The organism is Rhodoferax aquaticus (assembly GCF_006974105.1).
GTDB lineage: Bacteria > Pseudomonadota > Gammaproteobacteria > Burkholderiales > Burkholderiaceae_C > Allorhodoferax > Allorhodoferax aquaticus_A.
Genome location: NZ_CP036282.1, coordinates 3769854 through 3787202, shown reverse-complemented (window position 1 = coordinate 3787202; position 17349 = coordinate 3769854). Strand labels below are relative to the sequence as shown.

Below are 17349 nucleotides of genomic sequence, written 5' to 3'. Positions count from 1 at the left end.
ATGGAATAAGCGCAGGCAGCTATATTTTGCATAGCAAATGCCTGCGCATACCAACAAGACCGACCGCCTACAAACGCAAGCACTGCTCCGCCAGCTTCTCGCCTTGCTCGCCATAGACCTGGCTTTGCACTTGCCATTGGTGTTGGGCGTTTTGGAGGATGCTGACTTTGGAGAACTGGCGTAGCGCGGTGCTCAAGGGTGCGGCGCAGCTGCGCACATTGGCTTGGGCGTCGCCCAAGGGGGCGTTGACCCAGCGCTGCATGACAAAGTCGCTCGGTGCGGCGTTGGCAAAGGGCAGGCTGGCGTTCCAGCCGGAGCTCACCACCGACACCGCGCGCACCATGGGTTGGCCGCCTGCAGCGTGCAGCTCTAGCTCGGCCATGCCAGAGAAGTGGTAGTCGCCCGACATAAACACGATGTGCTGGATTTGGTGCTCCACAATGAACTGCACCAAGGTGCGCCAGGTGTGGGGGTAGGCCCACCAGTCGTCGGTGTGCAGGCAGGCGTTGTCGTTGTTCATGCCGTCGTTGCCGGTCTCGACGAGCGCGTTTTCTACAAACCCAAACACGCTGCCCGAGCACAGTACCTTGGGCTCGTCTTTATGGGCCAAGAGCCAGCTGGTGAGCGCCTGCATTTGGGCGGTGCCCACCATGCCTTGCTGGCGCCAGTGTTCTTGGGTGCGCAGGCTGCGTTCGCTGCGGGTGTCTGCCGCAAACGCGGGCACACCGCCAATGGCGAACGGGCCCCAAAAACCGGTGACCGCTTGGTGTGTGACCGCAGGCTGGGAGCGCAGGCCAGCGTAGCGGCTGGTGGGGTCGTTGCCCCAGCGCCATTGGTAGGCCAGTGCGGCTTCAAAGCCGTCGAGTAGCTTGGTGTCCTCGCAGTTGTCGGCAGCGCCGCTCCAGTTGTCGCCGTACTCGTGGTCGTCCACCACGGTGTAGCTGGGCAGCGCGCTGAGCAGCGCTTGGGCGTGCGGGCCACCCCAGGCGTCGCGGTAGGCCTGGGCGCGTAGTTCGTCGGTCTCGCGGATCTTGAAAAGGTTGGCGGCGGCATCGGCGTAGATTTGGTCGCCCAGCATGACCAGCGCATCCACCGGCAGGCTGCTGTGGTGCACGTGGCTCAGCATCTGCTGCGCTAAGGTATCAACTGCCACGCCTTCAAACGGTGTGCCTGGCCAGCGGCATGACACGGCCAACCAGCTCACCGGGGCGTGTACCGATTGCCCCGTCCAGCGCTTGAACCAGGGCAGGCCTTGCAGTGCCAGCACGGCTTGGCCTTGTTGACCACTTAAGCCGCGCTGCAAGTGCACGGCCTCAAGTTGGGCAAATGGCAGTGCTGCGGATTCGGTGAGGTGGCCCACCCAATGCGCGCCTTGCCCGTGCAGCAGCGCCACATCGCGCCCCGCGTGCAAGGCATAGTCTGACGCGTGCAAGCGCGTGGCCGACCAGCCGGGCAAGGCGTCGCCCGCCGCGTCTTTGGCTAGCAAGGGCGCGGGTGCCAAGCTGGGGTCGTTGGGTAGCTCGGTCCAGAGCACCAGTTGGCGCTGGGGCTCGCCCTTGACGAGCACTTCGTCTAAGCGGATGTGGGGGCCCACCAAGGGTGCGCGTGGGTTCCATGCGCTGTGGTCCTGCCAGTGGCTGGGGATGTGGCTGGCGTCCACCTCGGCGTTCCAGCTGCTGGTAGAGGCGGCGGGCGCACGCAAGAACTCGCACAGCGCAGGGTAGACATCGCGGTGGGCGTTTTGGCCAAACAAAAAGTCCATATGCCCATAGCCCTCGGCCATGAACACGCGCACCGTGCGCTCGGGCTGCACGTGGCGCAAGCGGTTCCAAGAGCGCACTGCGCTGCGGGGGTCAAACACCCGGTTTTCGGAGCCATGGGCAAACAAAATGGGGAAGGTCCAGTGCGCTTGAAACTGCTCGGCAGTCATGTAGACCTGCGCGCCATCGCGGTCGGTGAGCTGCTGGCGGTTGATCAAGAAGTAGAGTTGCTGAAACACCTCAATGCTGGCGGGCCCCACCAGCGAGGCCAGCTGCTGGTGCGTGGCTTCGTTCAGGTTGTCGTGCACCCACTCGCGGCCGTAAAACAGGGTCATGCGGTTGCAGGTGGCGGTGCCGCCTTGCGGGTCAAACTGGTGCTTGAGGTGCAAGCCCAGCTCGCCGAGAGGCCAGGGCAGGCTGGCGGCCAGGCGGTCAATCACTTGGTTGATGCCACCACTGGACTCCGCCGTGGGCACGGGGTCTACCGAAATGTCGGGCGGCATCAGGTCTTTGTACAGCGTGGCCAAGGCGCCTGAGAGTTGGTTGGACGCCGAAGGCACGATCCACGGGTGCACCGCGTGGATGATGGCTTTACCCACCATGCTCACGGGCTCAAGCGTGTGGCGGGTGTCCATGAGCCAGCCCTTTAAGGTGGCCATGGCGAAGGCGCCGCCCCCCACGCAGTGGGCAAACACGGCAATGGGCGCCCCCGCTGCGGCGTACACATGGCGCACGGCGGCAGGCATATCCAGCGCGGCCACGTCGTCCATGCAGTGGTCCAGCTTGTGGTAGGGCAGACGGTTAGAGAGCCGATGGTCCAACACCCAGACGGTGTAGCCGTCTTGCACAAAGGCGGCGGCCATGTTGTTGCCCTCGGTCGTGTCGGTGGTGAACACGGTGCCACCATGCGCCAAGCCGTGCACCATGAGCAGGTGCTCGCCATTGCTGCGCCCCGCAAGAGGGGGGTAGCAGGTGAGCTCTAGGTTGAGTTTTTCATGGGCGGCAGCGCCGTTGCGTTTGGTGTTGTCGCGGTAGCGTGGCACGGGCAGTACCACGCGCTGCGGGGCTTGTGCACCCTGCAGGGGGCCATGCTCGGCCGGGGCGGGCGGGGCGAGTTGGTCGTAGTCCAGGCCTCTGAAGCTCCAGAAATGGCTTTGAAAAATGCTGCGGCACCACAGGCTCACAAAAGCCCCCATGCCTGCAATGCCGGTAGGCGTGTCGGGCGCTTTTTCGACCTGCAGGCGGCGGTTGCGCACCATGTCAATCAGGTCCGCCGTCACACTCAGCGTGGCGGGGTTTTGGCCATTGCGGGGGGTGAGTTCCAGGTCTATGTCGACCAGCGCATCCCACACGTTTTTTTGCTTGGGCGCATAGGCCAAGCGTTTGCGGCCCAGTGCATCCACTTTGAACTGCGGGTGGTCGGGCTTGTGCAGCTCAAACGCATAGACCAACTCGCGGTACTGCGCAATGTTGCGCCCGGCGCGCAAGTAGCCCAAGGTGCTGGTCCATGCATGGTCTAGCTTCTCTTTCCAAGTCTGTTTGGGTGGGTTAGCGGTCGACGGTGACTGCTTGGGAAAGGCCAGGTTCAGCAACTCTTGGAAGGAACGCCGCTCGATATAAGTGCCAATGGCCGCTAGCACGCGCAAGGCCTGCTCCCAGCGCGTGGCGGGGGCATCCAGCGCCAAGAGTGACAGCCAGCCCGTGCCTTGCAGCACCGGCGTGCCTGCGCAGGCATCCGGCTGCACCGTCATGGCGTGGGGCGTGGGGTTGCGGTAGAGCGCGAGCTGGGCACCGGGCAGTTGCATAGACGGGTTGGCCAGCCACTGCTCCAGGTCGAGCGACACATCCACGGCCACGATCCACGCGCGCTGGGCCTCGTTGGGCGTGAGCGAAGGGTCTGGTTTGGGCAGCCACTCCGGCGCGATGGCTTTCCAGTGGCCCTGCAAATGCTCGCGAAAGCGCAGGGTAACGGGCCCCACGTTTTGGCGGCGTTTTTGGGGCAACTGCCATTGCTTGGTGGGAGCGCTAGGCGTAGCGGGCTCGTCGGCCTGGTGCGAAGTGGTGCCCAGTGCACGCGGCGCTGCTGCAGGTGCAGACACGTCCAGCTCTTGGCGAATACTGCGCGCCGCTACGACGCACAGTGCCGAGATGGTGAGGAAGGGGTTGACGCCGACCGCACTGGGGAGCATGGCCCCGTCCAGCACATGCAGGCCCTGCAAGACGCCACCGTCGCGGTGAAACACCGTGCCACGCCAGTCCACCACGCCGCTGTGGGCGTCATCGCCCATGCCGCAGCCGCCCAAGGGGTGTACGGTCATGCCTTGCGGGGCCGCTGCTTCACCCGCAATGGCGTTAAAGCCGTCAGGCAGGGCCTTCCACAAGGGGTTGGGCAGGTAGTCGCCGCCTTGGAAGCCGCCGCCGTTGGGCTTGGCCGCCGCGTCTTTGAGCCAGTTGTGTATGCCTTGGTAGTAGGGGGCAGCGGGGCCGGTGTCTTTGCTGGGCCAGCGGATGTTGAGGCTGGTGGCCTTGTGGTGGTGTTGTTTTGCGTGCGCTGCGCCTTGGTGGCGCCCGTGGGTGCCGCTTTCTTCCTCAGGCAATTCGTCCAGGCTGACCACACCATCGGCGTCGTCATGGCCCATGCCCAAGAGCAAAAGCGCGTGGCGTCCGATGTCGGGTGGGGTGGTGAGCCGGTCTACCTGCAGGCCCGGGCCAAAGTATGCGGGGCCATCAGCGCCCACGTAGCGGTGGGGCAGTGAGGCGGTGGCGCCCAGGGCGACGACCGTTTGCGTGAGGGCACTGGGGATGGCACCTTCTTCAATGAGCACCTCACGGGTCCCGCCCTCGGGCAGGTCAATGCGGGTTTTCAAGATACCTGTGATGGTGGGGCCCACTTGGTCCGCTGCGGCTTGCAGCACGCTGGTGTCTTGGCCCGGTGTGGCCATGCCGTTGGTGCGGGCTTGCATGCCCCAACCCAATGCCAAAACATCGCCATTGGTAGAAAAACGCGTGCCCAAGCGGTGGCTGGCCTTGATGTGTGGGGAGTTGAGCAGCACCTCGGTGCTGCCCAAGGCGCCTGCGGCCAAGATCACGGTGTGGGCGTGGACTTCAAACTCGCGGCGGGTGGCCTCGCTTTTTTGACCTTGGGTGCACACCATGCGCACGGTCCATCGCACCGGGCGGCCCGCCGGCGTGTTTAAGCCCTTAGGCAGCAGATGTACTTGGCCGGAGTTGCTTGCGCCAGTGCGGGCTGCTAGCACCTCCAGTGCGGTGGCCCCGGTGTAAAACTGCGCGCCTTTGCGGGCCGCGTCAGGCAGCACATGGGTCACCGTGGTGTTTTTGGCACCCACATTGCAGCCGGTGAAGCAGTTGCCGCAGCGGGTGCAAGCCTTTTGCGCGACGCCTGCGGGGCTGACTTGGTCGTGTGAGGCAATGGTCAGCGGGGCAGGAAACGCCGATACACCGTGTGATTCGCCCAAAGTGTTCAGTGCTTGGTATTTGGCAAGGCCTGTTGCGCCTAACAGTGGTGCCACTTGCAATTGGGCCTCTACCTCGGCCATGGCGGCCCACAGCGTGGTGCGAGCTGCGGGGTCACGCCGGTAGTGGCCGGGCCAGCTGGGGTTGCTCAGAAGCTTGGGTTCGGGGCGAATGGCCACGCCTGCGTTGATGAGCGAGCCCCCGCCCAGGCCATTGGCCAAGAGCACGGTGAGTTGGTCAAAGCGGCGAAACTCCAGCAAGGCGTCGCTATTGCCCACGGCGTCTGCAGAGCCCGTGTTGCGCATGCGTACCTGCGCTGGCAGCATGCCAATGTCTTCAGGAAACTCGCCCAAGGCAAATTCGCGCCCGCGTTCCATGACCCAAACCGTCTCACCGGGGGCAGCTAATTCACGCGCCGCAAAGCTTCCGCCATATCCAGAGCCGATAATGAGCACATCGCACGCAGCCGGCTGTGCTTTGGTGCCGCCGTATTTGTCTAGCCATTGGTCTATGGTGTGGGCGGTACGGTGGCTTTCTGTGTTCATCGTGGTTCTCCCTGCTCTGGTGCGGTACGCTTAGTTACTCAAATTACATCATGCCGTGGTTGCAATTTAGGAATCCCTTGGACCTGTCAAAGGCCTCCACCTTGGACTTAGAGGTGGCGCGCGAGTCTTTGCGTTTGCGCGCGACCCAGACCGTGCATTCGCGCTGGATGATTGCTATCGCCGCCACGTTGACGGCTTTGGCCATGTCTGCTGCGGGAGACTTGGCCTATGCCTTGGCGTGGGTGTTGCCCATTGTGTTCATGGCGCAATGGAATGCCAGCATGTGCACGCAAGTTTTGTTCCATCTGGAAACGGCAGATGCCGCCAGGCTGAGTCGCAACCAGTGGCAGTTGTGGTGCATGGCCTTTGTCAACCAAACCTTGGTGGGTTTGGGCGTGTGGTGGTTGGGCGAAGGCAGCAACCTGGAGGCTGCCGGGTTTTGCACCGCGGTGCAACTGGTCTATGTGGGCGCGGCCATGGTCAATGGGTCGACCCATCCGGCGACGTTTATCGCAGGGGCATTCTCCAACCTAGCCCTAACTGCCGCGTTTTGGTTGACGCACGGACAGGGGGGCATGGTGGTGGCGGTGGCCCTCGCGGGCGTGGGATTGGTGATGGCCAAACAGTCGCAACAAATGGCCAAAAGCTTCTCAGAGTCCATGCGCATGCGGTTTGAAAACCAAGATTTGCTGGCTAAGCTTGCGGCAGAGAAGCAGGTGGCTGAGGAGGCGACGGAGTTCAAGTCCAACTTCTTGGCCACGATCAGCCATGAGATTCGCACCCCCATCAGTGCCATCTTGGGTATGAGTTACCTCACGCTCAAAACCGATTTAAATCCCAAGCAGCGCGAGTACGTGGAGCTGGTGCAACAAGGGGCGCAGCACCTTACCGAGCTGGTGAACCAAGTGCTGGACTTCTCCAAAGTCGAGGCGCACATGATGACTTTGGAATACGACCGGTTTTCTATGCAGTCGGTGTTGGACACGAGCTGCGCTTTGAATGCCGACAAGGCGGTGGCACAAGGCCTCACGCTGCGTTGTGAGCGGGCGCCAGAGGTCCCTGAGTTTGTCATGGGCGATTCCGTGCGCTTGGGCAGTGTGTTGATGAACTACATCAGCAACGCCATCAAATTTACTCCTAGTGGTGGTGTGGCCGTGCGTTGCAGCCTGCGTGAGCGCAATGGCGCGAGAGTGCTCTTGTACTTTGCAGTGCAAGACAGTGGGATTGGCCTGACGGAAGAGGCCAAAGGCCGCGTTTTTGAGAGCTTTCAGCAGGCAGAGGCCTCCACCACACGCCGCTACGGCGGCACGGGCTTGGGCCTTGCCATTGCCAAAAAGATGGCCGAACTGATGGGCGGTGAAGTGGGGGTAGACAGCGCGCCCGGTGCTGGCTCCACGTTTTGGTTCACCGCATGGTTTGACGAGGCTGGCGCGCAAGCGGCTGACAGCGGGACAGAGGCGCCGGACCTGACAAGTGCGGTGGTCCACGCGGCCCCTGCCCCTGTTAGCCCCCACCCTCCCGTGCTCAGCAGCCAAAGCCGTGAAATTTTGGGAGGCATTGCAGCCCTGTGCAATGCCAGCGATGCCCAGGCATTGGCAGTGTGGCAGCACGAGGCTAAGCTATTAGAGGAGGCACTGGGCGACGCCTATACACCTTTGCACACTGCAATGGGGGCGTATGACTGGGCCACCGCCCAGACCCTGTTGACCCAACTGGGCGTGCGCGCAAGCCAAGTGGTGCCCACAGCCCCCGGTCGGCGTACCGTGCTGGTGGTGGATGACACCCCGGTCAACCTCACCCTGTTGCATGAGCTGTTGGCACCCCACTACCGGGTGCTGGCTTGCAACAATGGCCTGCGTGCTTTGCAGGTTGCCAAAGACGCGCAGCCTGACGTGATCTTGTTAGATGTGATGATGCCTGGGATGGACGGCTATGCCGTGTGCAAACGCCTCAAAAGCAGTGTGCAGACGCAAGACATTCCCCTTGTTTTTGTGACGGCGCGCAGCCAACCCCTCGATGAAGAAATGGGGCTGCGCATGGGGGCTGCCGACTACATTGCCAAGCCCATCAGCCCACCCATTGTGTTGGCGCGGGTGCGCACGCAACTGGCGGTGCAGGCCGCCGCAGAGTTTTTGAAAGACAAGGCGCAGTACTTGAAAAAGGAGGTGGCGCGCCAGACGGATGAAATCAAGCGCCTCCAAGACGCCACGATCTTGGCCATGGCCTCCATGGCGGAAACCCGCGACAACGAAACGGGCGCCCACATTGTGCGCACCCAGAACTATGTGCAAGCCTTGGCGCTGCATTTGCAAAAGCACCCCCGCTTCACTGACTACCTGACGGACACGCAAATTGACCTCTTGTTCAAGTCGGCACCGCTGCACGACATTGGCAAGGTGGGCATTCCAGACCGCATCTTGCACAAGCCCTCGCGCTTGGCCGCTGACGAGATGGAGGTTATGAAGACCCACACCACCATTGGGCGCAACATCATTGAAATCGCCGAGCGCCGCTTGGGCCATAGCGTGCCCTTCTTAGCCTGCGCCAAAGAAATTGCCTACGGCCACCAAGAAAAGTGGGACGGTTCTGGCTACCCGCTGGGCCTCGCGGGCGATGCCATCACTATCAGCGCGCGTCTGATGGCTGTGGCCGATGTGTATGACGCATTGATCAGCGTCCGCGTGTACAAGCCTGCCTTTAGCCATGCCAAAGCGCGTGATCTCATCCTAGAAGGGCGTGGCTTGCATTTCGACCCCGATATCGTGGATGCGTTCACCGCCTTGGATGGTGAGTTCCAACGCATAGCCCACACCTACACTGACGAAGTCCCTAGTCCCTGATACACCGTGTGGTGTTGAGCCCCTAACCATGCCCATGACCTTGTCGAACGCCCCTTTCTTTGCCCACCCTTGGTTACGCCGCGCGCTATGGACCGTGCTTAGCCTCGTCTTGCTCAGTGTGTTGGCGTGGTTGGGCGTGCCGCCACTGGTGAAACACCTGGCCCAGCAACAGGGAGAAAAAGCCTTGGGGCGCAAAGTGACGGTGGGGGCCGTGAGCTTTAAGCCTTGGTCCATGGAATTGACGGTGACCGACGTGGCAGTGGCCACGGCCGATGGACAGGCAAAGCAGCTGTCGCTCGCCAAGGTCTATGCCAACGCACAATGGGAGTCGGTATGGCGCATGGGGCCGGTGTTTGACGCAGTCACCGTGCAAGACCCTGTGGTGCAGATCACGCACCTAGGGGACGGGCGTTACGACATCGATGATGTGCTGGCCAAGCTCAACACGCCAAATGACTCCGCGCCCGTGCGCTTTGCGCTGCACAACGTGCGCTTAAGTGGCGGTGCCATCGACTTTTACGACACCTTGCCCGCTAAGGCTCAGCAAGCGCCTGTGGTGCAGCACCACACGGTGCGCCACGTAGAGCTGTGGCTCCCCTTCTTGAGCAATTTAGACGCACAGCGCGACATCACCGTAACGCCGCACTTGGCGTTTGAGCTCAACGGTGCTGCTTTTGACAGTGCGGCCCAAGGCACGCCTTTTGCCCAGGTCCGTAAGGGCGAACTGGCACTCAAGTTCACACACGTGGACCTCGCCCCTTATTTGCCCTACCTGCCTGCTAGCTTACCGGTGCGGGTGCAGTCTGCGGTGGTGGCTGCCGATATGCAGCTGCACTTTGCGCAAGACCCTGCAACTTCTTTGCGCTTGGAGGGCAAGCTCACGGTGTCGGACCTCCAAGTAGCGGACCCTGCAGGTGGTGCATTGCTGGCTCTGGATTCGGTGCAGGCCGATGTGGCCGATGTGCGTCCCCTAGAACGCCGTGTGGCGCTGACGTCATTGGCCATCACAGGCCCCAAGCTGCGGGTGCAGCGTGCGCATGGCGGGCGATTGAATTGGGATCTGGCCAGTACAGCGCCTGTTGCTACCAAAAAAGTAGCTGATGGGGCATATTCCGCGGGCGCAGCGGGCCAAAAACCTTCTGAAGAAGTACCGCAAAAGGCAGCGGATGCGCCCCAAGATGCGTGGAAGTTCAGCCTAGCCCGCTTGCACGTGGAGGGCGGCGAGTTGCAGTGGGTGGACCAAGCTTTGCCAAGCCCAGTGCGGGTGGATGTGAAAGACATTGCGGGGGAGGTGCAAGGCATAGCGTGGCCGTTTGTTGCCGACAAGGCGGCCACGTTTGAAGGTTCGCTGGCCGTACCCATGGCTGGGAAAAACGCGACGCTGAAGTTCAAAGGCTCGGGCAGCGATGTGGCTGCACAGGTGCATGCCGAATTGGCGCAACTGCCCCTGGCCATTGCACAACCCTATGTGTCGCAGTACTTAGCGCCACGTTTGATGGGACAAGCAGATGCGCAGTGGGATGTTGACTGGCGCCCCGGGCAATTGGCGTTCAAGGTACAAAAACTCTCGCTCTCCAATGTGGCGCTGCGGGGCGACCTACCTGCTGGGCAAAACCCCAAGCGCGGTGCTTTGGCCGCTTGGGGCGAAGGCAACGCTTGGCCGCAGTGGCGCTTGCTAGAGGTGAAGGATGCGCGGGTGGATGTAACACGCCAGACCGTGCAGGTGGGCCAAGTCCGACTGCAAGGCCCGCGCGCTTTGTTGCAGCGCGATGCCCAAGGGCAGTGGATGGCGCAGCGCTGGCTCAAAGAAACCGCTGCGCAAACGGCCCAAGCAACGCCAGCAGTGCCCGGCAAGCCATGGACTGTTGCCCTGGCCGACATGGCCTTGGACGATGGTTTCGTCGTCTTGGACGACCGCAGCATGCCCAAACCGGTGCGGGTGGAGCTGTCTGGAATGCAGTTACAAGCCAAGGGCTTCACGCTAGATGGAGCCAAGCCCGTGGCGCTGAGCGTTGCCACGCGCGTGAAGGCAGGTCGGACCGAAGCGGGTAGCCTGCGTTACAGCGGCACTGCAAGCTGGGCACCGCTGCTGGTGCAGGGCAGTGTGGAAGCTATCGATGTGCCAGCCCACGCGTTGGCCCCGTATGTGGGGGAGCGCCTGAACATTGATTTGCTGCGCGCCGACAGCAGTTTCAAAGGCGATGTGCGCTTTGCCAGTGCGCCCGCTGGCGTGAGCCTCACGGTGCGTGGTGACGGCGCACTCGAAGACTTTCGGGCCCACAGTGCCAGCGCAGCAGGGCAAGCGGAGTCCGTGGGCGATGAGCTTTTGAGTTGGAAGTCGCTCAACGTACCAGGCATTCGCATTGACATGGCGCCCGGTGCGGCCACGCAGGTGGATGTGCGTGAGGCGGTTTTGAGTGACTTTTATGCCCGCTTGGTGGTAGACCCTAAGGGCCGCCTGAACTTGCAAGGCTTGGTCAAGCCTGCACCAGCCGGTACGGAGGCAGCTGGCCAGGATGCCCACGTGCGCATGGGGCCTGTGCGTTTGGTCAATGGCAAGGTGTATTTTTCTGATCGGTTTATTCAGCCCAACTACTCGGCCGATTTGTCGGAGTTGACCGGGTCGTTGAGCGGGTTTTCTTCGCGCCCCGTCAATGGCCAAGTGCAGTTGGCCGACCTGGATGTGCGGGGGCGGGCCGAGGGCACGGCATCGCTGGCCATCACCGGCAAGGTCAACCCTTTGGCCAAGCCATTGGCGCTTGACATCAAAGGTCGGGTGCGTGATTTGGAATTGCCACCCCTCTCGCCCTACGCCATCAAATATGCGGGCTACGGTATTGAACGCGGCAAGCTCAGTGTGGATGTGAGCTACACCGTGCAGCCCGATGGCCAGCTCACGGCCAACAACAATATTGTGCTGAACCAACTGGTGTTTGGCGACAAAGTAGACGGCGCGCCCAACAGCCTGCCGGTGAAGCTGGCGGTTGCGCTGTTGGCCGACCGCCACGGGGTGATTGATATTGACTTGCCCATCAGTGGCTCCCTCAATGACCCGCAGTTCAAGCTCGGCGCGGTGGTGTGGAAGGTGATTACTAACTTGGTGGTGAAAGCCGTCACCTCGCCGTTTACCTTGCTTTCCAAAGCATTCGGTGGGGGCGCGGGGGATGAGCTCAGCGCAGTGCCTTTTGCGCCGGGATCTGCCGAGTTGGGGGCGCAGGCCAAGGAGGGCTTGGATAAAGTGGCCAAGGCGCTGGTAGACCGACCTAGTTTGGCGATCAACGTGGTGGGACTGGCGAATCTGGAGGCAGAGCGAGAGGCCATCAAATCGCAACGCCTGGTCGACATGTTGAAGGCGGAGAAGCGCCGCCGAGCTGCAGTGGCAGGGCAAGACGTGGCGCAGGTGGAGGCTGTCTCAGAGGCAGAGTCCGCCGCTTTGCTCAAAGAGGTGTATCGCCGGGCTGATATCGTCAAACCACGCAACCTGGTGGGGCTGAGCAAAGACCTACCCGATGCCGATATGCGCGCCTTGCTCTTGGGCAGTTTGAGCGTGAACGCTGAAGCGGTGCGTGCATTGGCATTACAGCGTGGCGTGGCGGTGAAAGACTACTTGGGCTTGAAGCAATTGCCCGCCGCACGGCTGTTTTTGGGAGCCCCTAAGGTGGTGCCAGCGGCCGACGGATGGAGTCCGCACGCTGAACTGAGCATCAGCAACCCCTAGATCCACGTGGGGTTGCGAAGGCCGCGCCAAGGGGTTAGGGGGCTGACTTGTCTTGCGGGTGCTTGGCCGCCCAACGGGCCAGCTTGCTGGGTTTGTAGATGGTCCAAGTTTTCTTGACACCCCCGGCGTGCACATTCCATGTGGCCGAAGTGCCGGCATAGAAGAAGGCGGTGTCCCCCACTTTGAGGGTGAAACGTTTGCCTAGGTACTCAATGTCTACGCCACCTTCAAGAATGTAAATGGCTTCATCCAGCCCGTACTGCCACACAAACGAAGAAGCGCCATCGGCTTGAAACAAACCCGAAGAGCTGCTGGCGTCCGTGGAAGCACCAAACTCCAGCGACTTGAAGTTGGGCGCGCCGGACTTGACCCATGTGGGGTCGATGGCCAGTGGGGCCAGCGGCATGGCGACTGCTTGTGCAGACGGAGCGGGTCGGTGGCTGACGTGTTGGTAGGCCGAGTAGACAGAAAGCCCTGCCGCTGAGCACAGAGCGCCGATGATGAAGGGCAAGGCGAATGGTTTCACGGTGCTTAAAAGTTGGTGGGTAAAAACTCAGTGCCAAAGAGTGACATGGGCGCACTAGGGGGTGCTTCGTACCACGGTGGTTCGTCGGCCATTTGCGGCAAGCGACTGCGCTGTACAGGGGCCAGCACCCAGTTGTCGAGGCGGCGGTGGAGATGGGTAAATAGCTGGGCGCGACCCGCCAATCCAGCAAAGGTGTGGTCGGCCCCTTCGATTTGGTCTTCAGTGACCGGCCCCTTGTTGAACAAGGTCGGTGAGTCATAGGCCAAGGCTTCGCGAAGCATGGCGGGGCCTGGGTCCGTCGTCGCAAACACAAAGTGAACGCGGCAGCCTTGCTTGTTGAGGACGCGGAACTCCCGCGCCAACTCAGGTGGGGCAATCAGTTTGAGTGCTCGGCCTGCCTTCAAGAGGTTCTTTAGCGTCTCCCCACGCACACGTCCCCAGAACGATTGGGCAATGACGCGCCAATTAACTTGGCCGCGCAAGAGCTTGATCCATCGGTCGGGTTTGATGAGGTTGCGGCTGGCGTTTTGGGCCACGGCAAACTGCAGCGCGGCATGGGCCCATACATCGGACTCTTGCACGTCTTGGGGCAAGAAGCCAAATGCGTTGATAGGGAAGACGTGGTAGATGCCGCGCTGCGCCAGTGCCAGTCGGTAGCTATGGTAGGCGCCAGAGCACAGGCCCAGCACCGCCCAGCGCGGTGAATGGTGCTCATGTAACTGGGCTTTTAAAAAGGCCGCCACGTGTTCGATGGCGTCTGGGGGGTAAACCAAGTTGGTACCCAAGGGGTAGTCTTGCTGGCTCTCGCCGATGCCTGGCATATCAAGTCGTATGACGATGTCACCCAAGGCCGCGCGCGCTCTGGCAAAGCCGACCCACATGCGGTTGGGACCAATGCGCCGCTCGGTGCTGGAGTTCAAGATCAAGATGCCGCGCCCCGAATACGACACCCCTTCCCCCGGCTCAATGCGCAAGGCCGCCATGCCCATGGGGCCAAACGGCGGTAGGACTTTCTCAAGCACGTTGTATCCGTCGGAGCGCACATGGGCTTGTAGCCTTGGCTTGATTGCGTGCGATGGGCGCAGCGCATGCGGCTCTAACTGGTGCCAAGAAAAGGTTCTGAGTGCCTCAAGGACTTGGTCAAACATGCGCAATGCCGGTTTGGCCTTGTGCGCAGTGAGCACCATGTCGGGGTAGCCGGGCTCTGCGCTGTACACCGTGTGCACACCTTGGACCGCGAGGCTGTCAATCCAGCGCCTGCCAATGCCCATGTCGTCGCGGTCTACGACGGCCACGGCGTGGGTCTTGAGAACGTCGGGTAGCTTGGCCGCCTGAATGGCCTGGGCGGTGGCATGGTTGAGCGTAAAGCCTGCAGCGAACACGGCATGCGCTGGCTGCGCTTCGCCTTGCGCCATGGCACCCCCCAGCATGCGCAGCTCTTTGAGGTAGGCTTGGCCGCTGCGTACCGGGGCCATGAGCACCAAGGCTGCAATGTCTGCGCGTTGCGCCGCAATCTCGGCGGCCAGCAAAGCGCCCAAGCGCATCCCCACCAAAACCACGTGTTCTAAGCCGGTGAGTTGCTTGAGGGTATCTATTGCCGCTATACAAGCCTGTTGCCACAGGGGCCACAGGTTGTCGTCGGGGGCGGGCTCGTAGGAGTCACCGCATCCGTCGTAATCAAAACGCATGCAGGTGTAGCTTTGCTGCGCGATGGACTGGGCCAGGCCGCGCAACGCCCGGTGGGCGGAGAGGTCTTCTGCGCCCCAGGGGCTGAGCATGAGCACCGCAAAGGGTGCAGTGAGGTTGGCGGTCGGGCGGTGTAGGACGCCAAACAAAGGCCGCGACTCGGGGCCAAAGAAGAACGACTGCGGAGGTGCCTGCACCGCGCCCAAGGGGATGTCGACGCTGGTATTCATGGGGCAACGGAGGGTGTTTGCAGTGGAATGGGGCAAGACTGCCGACCATTGAGTGCGATGGCGCTGGCATGCCAGTGGCTGTGGCCGGGCAGCGTGGGTGAGAAGCGAATACTGCGTTGCGAGCCCGGTGGCATGTGGAAAAACTCGTCGTCGGCTTGCCAGCCATAACTTTCAAAATGCACGCCATAGCTCACGGCGCGGGTGCTGAGTTGCACCACGATGCAGCCATCGGGGGCTGCCGTGGCCCAGGCACTAAGCCCCGGGTTGCCATTGAATGCAATGAGTTGTTGGGGCTCAAAATGCAAAGCCTGGCCGATTACGTGTCCTGCGGCATCTCGCCACTGGACGACGGCCAAGTCAAACGCGGCAGGGCCAAAGCGATGGCTGTAGGCGAGGTCCACAAAGCTGTCTAGCCAATCGCTGACGTCCCATTCCTGTGTGCTTCGCGCTGGCACTGCGAGCTTGCGCACATGCTGTGCGACGCGAAACTCGCCGTGCTGGTACAGGGTCAGCTCAGCCTGGGTTTCAAGGTCTGAGCTTGTTTCATTGATGAGGTGCAAAGCCAAGCCATTCAGACCCTGTGCACCGAGGGTAGCCAAGAGGGGCTGCTGTACCCTGGCCAAGGCATGAAAAACCGACTTGGGAACGCCTTGGTCGTCCACCAGCCCGCAGCCTGCGCTTGCCCACAGGTCGCGCAAAAACCACACCAGCGCGCCGCCACAGGCGGACGGTGCTGTGCGCCAGGCTGCCATGGTGCGGCCCATCACCTCGGCGGCTACAGCGCGCCCCAAAGTCAAATAGCGTGCGGGGTCCACTGCACGCAGGGCTTCAGGGCGCAGCCCTAGGAGTTGATCGAGGTAGTAGTCACGCACATCGTCAAAGTCCCAGCCTACCGACTGGTCACGGTAAACCCGGGCCTTCCATGCCGGCGCGTGGACTTGCGGCGCTTCACCGCACGGTGCTCGGCGCAAGGTGCTGCTGGGCGGAATATTGGCAAAGGCCAGGCACTCGGTGGCAAACGCGACTTGGCTGGTGAGTGCGTCGTCCAACGGCCGTTTGTACGCGCCTACGCCGTAGTAGGAGGTGGTGCCTCTTTTGACTTGGTGGGGAAACGCGCCTCCGTGGGCACTGGACGGCCAATACACGGTATGGGGCAAGAGGCTTTGCGCGATCTCGCGCAGCGAGTGGTGAAACAGCGGGGGAGCCCATTGGCTTTTGTCTGCGCCCCACATGGCCGCTTGTTGTTCAACTTCGGAATTGCCGCACACTACAGCGACGCTGGGGTGGGCCTGCAAGGCAGTGAGCTGCTGGTGCACCTCGGTGCACACGCTGTGCGCAAATGCAGCATCCTCAGCGGGGTAGTCCATGTTGGAGAACATCAGGTCTTGCCAGACCATGATGCCCAAGGCGTCACATAGCGCGAAGAAGGTCGGTGTTTCGTACATGGTGGAACCTGCGAGCCGCAGCATGTTCATACCCGCGGCTTTGACTTGCAGCAAGGCTTGGCGGTAGGCGTCCTCGCTGGCCGCGAGGCTCACCACATCCAAAGGCATCCAGCAAGCGCCGCGGCAAAAGACCGGGGTTCCATTCACGCAAAGGGCAAATCTGTCGTCGCCGTGGGCTTTAGTGATGGTCCGAAACCCGGTTTTCCCGAGTTCGTAGGCCATCGCTGCGCCTGTAGCATCTGCCACAGTGACGCGGACCGTGTAGAGCGCGGGCTCACCGTGGGTATGGGGCCACCAGGGTGCAACACCGGGGATGTGGCACTGGACCTGGTAATGCCCATCTGCTGCGGCTTGTAAAGCGACCGTGGTGCTGCCGCTAGGCCCGTGGATGTGGGCAGTGACGCTGGTCTGCGCGGGCAAGGTGTCGCTAAACCAGCAATCAATCGCCAGAGTGCCATGCGCACCGTCCAGATGTGCGGCCAGCGTAGACCGCACCAAGTGTGCAGACGGACCCATGTCTTCTAGCCAAATAGGCCGCCATGGGCCAACCGGTGCGGCGGGGGGCGTCCACCCTGGTGTGCGACCCAGCAAGCTGGTGCGCAGCCAACGCAGCTGCTGGTGCGCCACCATCGGTGTGCGCCAACGGGGGCGGGGTCGCTTGGTTTGTAAATGGGGTGTGAGCGTGTCAAACCGTAAGCGCAACACATTGGCCTGCGGCACCAACAGGTGGGTCACGTCCACCTGGTGGGCGAGAAACATGTTGTCGCTGGCCAAAATTTCTACATCGTTGAGCCATACGCGGCAGAGGGTTGCCAAACCGCCAAAGTGCAGCTGCCGCAAGGTGTTGGCAGGGCACGCCGGTGCATCAAAGCGAACCTGAAACCACCAGATGCTGGCATCCAAGTCCAACGCGGGGCCATCCAGCGTCCATTGCCCCGCCATTTGCAAGGCGTGGGCTACCGTGGTGGCGTGGTCAATGGTGTGCCAAGCACTGCCATGCGGTACGTCATCCGCTGTTTGGCCGACGGCCTGCTGGCAGATGGCCCATGCCTGGGGCAAGGTGCTTAAGGGAAGGCGAGAGCTTTTCTTCCCTTGCGCGTTAGGCCAGCCCTGCATGCGCCGCGC

6 protein-coding genes and 1 pseudogene are annotated in these 17349 nt (G+C 62.0%); 3 read left to right on the top strand and 4 right to left on the bottom strand.

The annotated features are described in order from the left end of the window. Positions 1–67 precede the first annotated feature (67 nt). The gene (locus tag EXZ61_RS17500) at positions 68–5779 is read right to left on the bottom strand and encodes an alkaline phosphatase D family protein (RefSeq protein ID WP_142812974.1); all 5712 of its coding nucleotides are present in this window, start codon (positions 5777–5779) and stop codon (positions 68–70) included. Between the two features lie 50 nt (positions 5780–5829). On the opposite strand from EXZ61_RS17500, the pseudogene EXZ61_RS22520 reads away from it, so the two are divergent. From EXZ61_RS22520 to EXZ61_RS17490, 3 genes and pseudogenes are all read left to right on the top strand, one after another. Beyond that, a pseudogene (locus EXZ61_RS22520) lies at positions 5830–7131 on the top strand (sensor histidine kinase); the annotation flags it as partial. Between the two features lie 360 nt (positions 7132–7491). Beyond that, positions 7492–8619 carry a response regulator gene (locus tag EXZ61_RS22240; RefSeq protein WP_237219198.1) on the top strand — a complete coding sequence of 376 codons (1128 nt, stop codon included), beginning with the start codon at positions 7492–7494 and terminating at the stop codon, positions 8617–8619. Positions 8620–8653: 34 nt separating this feature from the next. Beyond that, positions 8654–12337: a DUF748 domain-containing protein gene (locus EXZ61_RS17490; RefSeq protein ID WP_168224804.1), complete on the top strand. Its 3684-nt coding sequence runs from the start codon at positions 8654–8656 to the stop codon at positions 12335–12337. Between the two features lie 34 nt (positions 12338–12371). On the opposite strand, the gene EXZ61_RS17485 is transcribed toward EXZ61_RS17490, so the two are convergent. Genes EXZ61_RS17485 through EXZ61_RS17475 form a run of 3 tightly spaced genes read right to left on the bottom strand, consistent with a single transcriptional unit; the run spans position 12372 to position 17340 of the window. Next, positions 12372–12863 (bottom strand): cupin domain-containing protein, encoded by a 492-nt coding sequence (locus EXZ61_RS17485; RefSeq protein ID WP_142812971.1) that lies wholly within the window; start codon positions 12861–12863, stop codon positions 12372–12374. Positions 12864–12868: 5 nt separating this feature from the next. After that, positions 12869–14779: an alpha/beta fold hydrolase gene (locus EXZ61_RS17480; RefSeq protein ID WP_142812970.1), complete on the bottom strand. Its 1911-nt coding sequence runs from the start codon at positions 14777–14779 to the stop codon at positions 12869–12871. Then, entirely contained in the window at positions 14776–17340 is a 2565-nt protein-coding gene (locus EXZ61_RS17475) for a glycoside hydrolase family 2 protein (RefSeq protein ID WP_142812969.1), read from the bottom strand. The genes EXZ61_RS17480 and EXZ61_RS17475 overlap by 4 nt, the downstream gene beginning before the upstream one ends. Between the last annotated feature and the right edge of the window lie 9 nt (positions 17341–17349).